The sequence below is a fragment of the Nostoc sp. LEGE 12447 genome (genome assembly GCF_015206985.1).
Classification (GTDB): Bacteria; Cyanobacteriota; Cyanobacteriia; order Cyanobacteriales; family Nostocaceae; genus Nostoc.
Map to the genome: position 1 here is coordinate 41,445 of NZ_JADEXT010000049.1, position 6,328 is coordinate 47,772.

Below are 6,328 nucleotides of genomic sequence, written 5' to 3' on the forward strand. Positions count from 1 at the left end.
CTGCAAAAAGTTATATGGCTATTAATCGACGCAATTTCTTGTTTTTACTTACAGCAGGCGCGGGTGCTTTTACATTAGATGCTTGTGCATCGGCAGAGAAATCTCCAAATGGAAATACTGCAACTCCTGAAACAACACCAAATACAACACTAAATAAAACATCAGATAAAACAGGTGCTATCCAACTACCGCCTTTAGCTTACGCCTACGAAGCACTTGAACCACACATTGATGCTAAAACGATGCAGTTTCACCATGATAAACACCACGCAACTTATGTAAAAAACTTGAATGCAGCATTAGCTAAACACCCAGAACTCAAAGGCAAAACTGTTGAAGAACTGTTGCAAAAACTTGACAGTGTACCACAGGATATTCGCAGAACAGTACGCAATAATGGCGGTGGTCATGTGAACCACTCAATGTTCTGGGAAATTATGAAGCCAAAAGGTGGGGGAGAGCCAACAGGAAATATAGCCTCCGCAATTAATCAAAGTTTTGGCTCTTTTGCAGCTTTCAAAAAACAGTTTAACGAAGCTGGTGCTAGTCGTTTTGGTAGTGGTTGGGTTTGGCTAGTGCGTAATAAAGGTGGCAAGTTAGAAGTGACAACTACAGCTAACCAAGATAGTCCCTTAAGTGCAGGTAAATATCCCATTTTAGGTAATGACGTATGGGAACACGCATATTATCTCAATTATCAGAATCGCCGCGCCGATTATTTAGATGCTTGGTGGAATGTGGTTAATTGGGATGAGATTAACAAGCGTTTTGCAGCAGCCAGTAAACTTGCATAAACATTGGGATATTGATATTCCACTCCTGTCAAAGTAATTCATAATTACAACCAGTGGAAACTTGCACTCTTTCTAATTACGAATTACGAATTACGAATTAGTCAAAGAGGCTTTTGAGTAGGTACACCAATAGAACGGGGAAACTGAACTGGTGTGGTGGCTACCTTACGCAAATACACACAGTGCCGGATGCTGTGACTCAAGGGTGTTGTAAATTGTTCGATTGATTCAATAACGCCACCCAACAGCTTCACAGCATTCTGCAAAGCTGTTGTTTCATCCTTTGTCCAATTACCGCGATAAATTATGGCTAAACCTCCCTGTTTGAGCAGTGGTAGGGTATATTCTGCACAAACAGAAACTGCCCCTACAGCACGGATCAGTGCAATATCATAAGCCTTTCGATGCTGAGAATGCTGACCGATTTCCTCAGCCCTACCAACAAGAGTTTTAGCATTAGTAAGGGCAAGTTCAGATAATAGATTGTCGAGAAAAGTAATTTTTTTCTGAGTTGAATCAAGAAGAGTCATTGTGCAATTAGGTACTGTAATTGCCACTGGAACACCCGGAAAACCTGCACCTGTACCAATATCGATGATAGTGGGAGAAGCCAGGGGTAAATTTCCTGATAATACGGGTAGAATTCCTCGTAGAGAATCCCAGAGATGTTTTTCCCAAAACTCTTGGGGGTCAGTAATGCGAGTTAAATTTAGTTGACGATTACCTTCTAGGATTAACTCATAAAGCCTTTGGAATTGCCCTTGCTGTTGGACAGTTGGTTGCCAATTCAGAGTTTGCTGCCAGATTTCTGCCATCTCAGGCAATAAGTTAGTCATTTGTCATTTGTCATTTGTCATTTGTCATTTGGGATAGGGCATTGGGTATTCTTTTTTCTCCAGTCCCCAGTCCCCAATCCCCAATCCCCTTTCATACCGATGGTAGAGGTTCTTTGACTTTGGATTCTAGTGTCTTTGGGTCTACTGATTGTAGTTCGCCGTGGTTGAGTGTCCAGCAACGATCTGCGATCGCTAACATATCACCTGCATCGTGTGTTACTACCAATAGCGTCCAATCTTGTTTCAGCTTTGCTAATAAATTTACCAGTTGTCGACGCATTGACCAATCTAACCCAGCAGTGGGTTCATCCAATAACAGTAAATTTGGCTGGCGAATCAATTGCACTGCTAAAGCTAAACGCCTCTGTTGACCACCACTCAAAGCATGGGGAGCAGCAGAAAGCGATAAATGTTCTAATCCCACCTCAGTTAGGGCCTGTCTAACTCGTTCTGACCCTAACTCAGGATGTCCTAAACGCAATTCTTCTAAAATCGAACCACCACAAAAGTGCCGTTCTGGAAACTGAAATACCAACCCAGCTAATTGTTGTAGCTGTTCGGCCATAAGTTCTTGTTCCCGCCAAAAGAGTGCGCCAGTTGTGGGTTCGGCTAGTCCTGACAAAATTTCTAGTAAAGTACTTTTTCCCGAACCACTGGGGCCGATAATCAGACCTAGCTGCTGGGGTGCTAATTCCAAGTTGATCGATTTAAGAATCGCTGTTGGACACGCTGTGGGGTGATAATTTACATTTCGGAGATAGAGCATTTGTTAAGATTACCAAAAAGTCAGCAAATTACTGATTAGCTACACTGAGAGTACCTGGAAAATTCTGGAAAAATTTATAATGCATTACCTGGATTAACAGCTTAATCTAGCAGCAAGAATCATCCAATTTTTCTCCATTGTGGCAGACTCACCCTGGAACAATGGCTATGACGAGCCTGGAAACATGAAAAAATTACCAAAGTCAATCTTTATACAAGAAAATTTTGGTTGAGGCAGAGGCAAGTTAAAATTAATCATTTTTTGCATTCTAAGTAACACATACAACTATTTCAACCGCAATTATTCTGAGGGTTAAAATGACTAAAAGGTTTTCTTCGCCTCGATTAGTAGTGCCTATCAGACTCACTACCCTTGCTCAGACTGCTTTTGCTGCTGCGTTCGCCTTTGGCGTTGCCCCTTCGGCAATCGCACTTAATCTGTGGGTAAATCCCTCCCTGGCTGGCGATCCGTTTCGCAATAGCGAACCTCATCAAATTGGCGACCAAACAGAAGCAGCTTTTAAAGCGATGTTCCAACAGGGTAACTATCCAGCAGCAGAGCGTTATCTGGAACAAGCAATATCCAAAGAGCCAAATGAACCTCTAGCTTATGCGATGAAGGCATCTTTGGCATACGGAAATAAGGATTGGGCTAAACTAGACAGATACAGTAAAAAAACTCTAGAAACCGGACAAAAACTGATTCCCAACGATCCATTACGTGGTAATTTATACACTGCTGTTGGTCATTTTTTAGAAGGTGCAGTAATTCTTACCCGTGAGGGTACAGTCAACGGTGTACCACAGGCTTTTAGTCGGCTGCGGCAAGTTTATGAATATTTAGATAAAGCCGAAGCAATTTCTGCCAACGATCCAGAACTGAATTTAATCAAGGGTTATATGGATTTATTGTTGGCGGTTAATTTGCCTTTTGCTAGTCCCGATCAATCAATTGGACGCTTAGAAAAAAATGCTGCTCCTGGGTATCTCGTTGATCGGGGTATTGCTCTTGCTTACCGGGATTTAAAAAGGTATCCACAAGCACTAGAGTATGTCAATCGAGCTATCAAAACCACATCCGATAATCCAGAAATTTATTATCTCAAAGCCCAAATCCTGAAAGAACTGGGGCAAAAAGAAAAAAGCCAGCAGATGATTCAGGAAGCGATCGCTAATTTTGACAAAGCATTAACTAAAAAATCCCAACTCCCAAGCGATTTAGTCAAACAAATTGAGAGCGAACGCAAAAATGCTGCTAGCCTTAACAATCTTTAGCCCCAATTCCCAATTCCCCATTCCCCATGCCCTACTTTGATATGCTTATTTGCAGAACAGTAATTGAGATATTAGACCAAAATGGAGATTCAGTTCCGCGAGATTAATCCTTTTGATATGTGGATTTGGCTGAAATTCAGTACAAATCCTTCTGCGCGTGAAAAACAGTATGTAGAAGAAGTTTTCAATTCCTGGTTTTATCTGGGTAAATTGGGCGCATTTAATGCAGAGAATCTTCAGGTGCAGGACACTGGACTCGATATCAGCTACATGAATTATGATGAGCAAGGATATGACAAAAGCTTGCTAGCACTGATGCACAACATTGGTGAGTTTGAATATGAGGGACAGTGGGGGCGTTGTTGGTTTGACTTAGGAACCAGTGATGCGATCGCTCTGGATATTCTAATCAACGCGCTCACACAACTAAGTCAGGAATACGTCACCATTGAAGAATTGTACATCGGTGGCGAAAATCCAGATTGGCCTATTGAGGATAGCGAAAGTCGTCCTCAATCTATTTATGATAATTAGTTATAAAAATGAATAAAGCAGGCGAAATTCGGGTAATAGCCTTGGGGCTAATTCGGGATGGCGATCGCATATTTGTTTCTGAAGGCTATGATCCCGTAAAGCAAGAAACATTTTATCGGGCTTTAGGCGGTGGTGTTGATTTTGGCGAAACCAGCTATGCCGCCTTAGAACGAGAGTTTCAAGAGGAAATTCAGGCAGACTTAAGAAATATTAAATATCTAGGTTGTATAGAGAACCTGTTTACATTTAATGGTAGGCAAGGTCATGAAATCATTCAGCTTTATCAATGTGACTTTGCTGATTCAAAATTTTATCAACTGGAAAGTTTAGTTTTTTCAGAATCACAACATCATAAACATAGAGCGTTATGGATAGATATCTCTCGCTTTGAATCTGGTGAATTACGATTAGTACCTGAAGTATTTTTTGAATATTTATAAATCATTTGTAAATTTTAACTTCATGGTAAGCGCTCATCTTTTGATCCAAATGGAGTATGCGATCGCACTGTGTCACTACAGATGAGAGAGCAACTTGTTATACTCTGTATGTGAACCGAGCCAAAACCAAATAACAATACTTGAACTTGCTTAGGTAGATCAGCAAACCCTTGACGAAACTGAGCGGTTATACGTGACTTCACAATTTATCTGGATCTAACTCTTGGGTTTTACCTGCACGGTATTCAGCCATTGCTTTGGTTGCAAGTTTGGCAAGCATATCTAGAGAGCAAGCAAAAGCTTCATCCCAACGGCGTTCATCTTCTAGTTCTGCCAAAATCATCGCCGCGATGCCTGCGGCGGGCTACGCCTACGCATCTTGTTCATTGGCAGGCAAGTTTTTTAGTTTGGCGATCGCTTGTTCAAGTAGCTCTGTCATAGCTGTTAATTATTACGAAAGTCATACTATAAATTATCTCTGCTTGTAGTCTATTGGGGTTTTTAGGGTGCGATCGCTCTCAATAGCAGAACTAGTATTTGAGACAGTTCTACAATAAAAGCAAAGACGTTGAGGTTGAACTAACCTAATGGGTGTACCTGAAACAAACCCAAAGATACCAATGCTTTCACCAAGCCTCTACGAAACTGATTTTTACGCTTGGACACAAGAACAAGTAACTTTACTTCGTAATGAGCAGTGGAGTCAGATTGATCTGCAAAATCTGATTGAGGAGATTCAATCTTTGGGTAAACAGCAACGTCAAGAACTACGAAACCGTCTGAGTGTGTTGATTGGACATTTACTAAAATGGCAGTACCAGTCTCAACGCCGTAGCCGTGGCTGGTTAGCAACACTTCGGATTCAACGCTTAGATATTGCTGAACTGCTCGAAGACAATCCTAGCCTCAAACCCTACCTTGAAGAAGCACTTCGCAAAGCCTACCTTAAAGGTGTCGAATTAGCTGTTGGAGAAACAGATTTGCCCAAGCGGACTTTTCCAGTAGAGTGTCCTTACAGTTTGGTAGAGATTATGGACTATGATTTCTACCCTGGTGAACCAAGCAAGTTGGTAGATGAATCAGAGTAGTAATTTGAAATTAAAGTAAATCTTCTTCAGATAGCTGGGCTATTTTCATCAAAGCTTTCAAGGTTCCAACTTTCAAATCTTGATTGCGGTGAACAGGAATTGACAGGATTTTTTCTAATTTTGGATTTTCATAAATATGATGACTGCCAGTAATACTTTGCAAAACCTAACCTTTTTGCTCCCCAATCTTACAAAGTTGCTTGCCGAAAATCGATTTCATACAGCAATTTCGACAACTTGATCTGTTGACTCAATTGCATTACGACTGTTAGCGACTTTAAGCCAACCTTCAATAGCATCCTTTAAATTAGCCATCACCTCTTTTATGGTGTCTCCTTCGGTAATACAACCGGAAAGCGCGGGAACTTCAGCCCAATAACCGCCTTCTTCTGCTGGATGAATGATTGCTCTGATTTTCATAAACTTGTTGAGCTAGTTTGTGAGAATATGCTATCCCTCTTCTGTCACGTTCCGGGTATTCTGAATAAAAGGATTCAAAGAAAAAACTCTGGAAACTAAGCAGGGCAATGGATGTAGAACTACAAATTCTGAAACATTTGGCAAGAGATGCCCACCCAACAGTTGCGATCGTAGAT

9 protein-coding genes and 1 pseudogene are annotated in these 6,328 nt (G+C 41.2%); 5 read left to right on the plus strand and 5 right to left on the minus strand.

Translation table 11 applies throughout. The features are described 5' to 3' along the window. Positions 1-14 precede the first annotated feature (14 nt). Entirely contained in the window at positions 15-794 is a 780-nt protein-coding gene (locus tag IQ274_RS30735) for a superoxide dismutase (RefSeq protein WP_175587008.1), read from the plus strand. Positions 795-895: 101 nt separating this feature from the next. On the opposite strand, the gene rsmG is transcribed toward IQ274_RS30735, so the two are convergent. Then, on the minus strand, positions 896-1,630 hold the full coding sequence (gene rsmG, locus IQ274_RS30740; protein WP_194144495.1) for a 16S rRNA (guanine(527)-N(7))-methyltransferase RsmG: 735 nt from the start codon (positions 1,628-1,630) through the stop codon (positions 896-898). 91 nt (positions 1,631-1,721) lie between these two features. After that, the gene (locus tag IQ274_RS30745; RefSeq protein ID WP_194144496.1) at positions 1,722-2,396 is read right to left on the minus strand and encodes an ABC transporter ATP-binding protein; all 675 of its coding nucleotides are present in this window, start codon (positions 2,394-2,396) and stop codon (positions 1,722-1,724) included. 317 nt (positions 2,397-2,713) lie between these two features. Between IQ274_RS30745 and IQ274_RS30750 the strand changes: the two genes are divergently transcribed. The 3 genes from IQ274_RS30750 (at position 2,714) to IQ274_RS30760 (ending at position 4,644) form a co-directional block, all read left to right on the plus strand. Further along, positions 2,714-3,670, plus strand: a complete 957-nt coding sequence (locus IQ274_RS30750; RefSeq protein WP_194144497.1) for a Sll0314/Alr1548 family TPR repeat-containing protein — start codon at positions 2,714-2,716, stop codon at positions 3,668-3,670. Positions 3,671-3,751: 81 nt separating this feature from the next. Further along, positions 3,752-4,204 carry a DUF3531 family protein gene (locus IQ274_RS30755; protein WP_069070833.1) on the plus strand — a complete coding sequence of 151 codons (453 nt, stop codon included), beginning with the start codon at positions 3,752-3,754 and terminating at the stop codon, positions 4,202-4,204. 8 nt (positions 4,205-4,212) lie between these two features. Further along, complete coding sequence (locus tag IQ274_RS30760; protein WP_163938849.1) at positions 4,213-4,644, plus strand: NUDIX hydrolase; 432 nt, start codon at positions 4,213-4,215, stop codon at positions 4,642-4,644. 199 nt (positions 4,645-4,843) lie between these two features. Here the strand turns inward: IQ274_RS30760 and IQ274_RS30770 are convergent. Continuing rightward, positions 4,844-5,083, minus strand: a pseudogene (locus IQ274_RS30770) (hypothetical protein). Positions 5,084-5,264: 181 nt separating this feature from the next. Between IQ274_RS30770 and IQ274_RS30775 the strand changes: the two are divergent. Then, the gene (locus tag IQ274_RS30775; protein WP_228058468.1) at positions 5,265-5,732 is read left to right on the plus strand and encodes a DUF29 domain-containing protein; all 468 of its coding nucleotides are present in this window, start codon (positions 5,265-5,267) and stop codon (positions 5,730-5,732) included. A gap of 10 nt (positions 5,733-5,742) precedes the next feature. Here IQ274_RS30775 and IQ274_RS30780 read toward each other — a convergent pair whose 3' ends face one another. Continuing rightward, positions 5,743-5,895 (minus strand): type II toxin-antitoxin system HicA family toxin, encoded by a 153-nt coding sequence (locus IQ274_RS30780; RefSeq protein WP_228058469.1) that lies wholly within the window; start codon positions 5,893-5,895, stop codon positions 5,743-5,745. A 53-nt stretch (positions 5,896-5,948) separates the two neighbouring features. Further along, the gene (locus tag IQ274_RS30785) at positions 5,949-6,152 is read right to left on the minus strand and encodes a type II toxin-antitoxin system HicB family antitoxin (RefSeq protein WP_194144499.1); all 204 of its coding nucleotides are present in this window, start codon (positions 6,150-6,152) and stop codon (positions 5,949-5,951) included. Positions 6,153-6,328 lie beyond the last annotated feature (176 nt).

Bases quoted from the DNA above. Each gene is read 5' to 3' on its own strand.
- IQ274_RS30735 (WP_175587008.1), top strand. From the start codon at position 15: ATGGCTATTAATCGACGCAATTTCTTGTTTTTACTTACAGCAGGCGCG.
- rsmG (WP_194144495.1), bottom strand. From the start codon at position 1,630: ATGACTAACTTATTGCCTGAGATGGCAGAAATCTGGCAGCAAACTCTG.
- IQ274_RS30745 (WP_194144496.1), bottom strand. From the start codon at position 2,396: ATGCTCTATCTCCGAAATGTAAATTATCACCCCACAGCGTGTCCAACA.
- IQ274_RS30750 (WP_194144497.1), top strand. From the start codon at position 2,714: ATGACTAAAAGGTTTTCTTCGCCTCGATTAGTAGTGCCTATCAGACTC.
- IQ274_RS30755 (WP_069070833.1), top strand. From the start codon at position 3,752: ATGGAGATTCAGTTCCGCGAGATTAATCCTTTTGATATGTGGATTTGG.
- IQ274_RS30760 (WP_163938849.1), top strand. From the start codon at position 4,213: ATGAATAAAGCAGGCGAAATTCGGGTAATAGCCTTGGGGCTAATTCGG.
- IQ274_RS30775 (WP_228058468.1), top strand. From the start codon at position 5,265: ATGCTTTCACCAAGCCTCTACGAAACTGATTTTTACGCTTGGACACAA.
- IQ274_RS30785 (WP_194144499.1), bottom strand. From the start codon at position 6,152: ATGAAAATCAGAGCAATCATTCATCCAGCAGAAGAAGGCGGTTATTGG.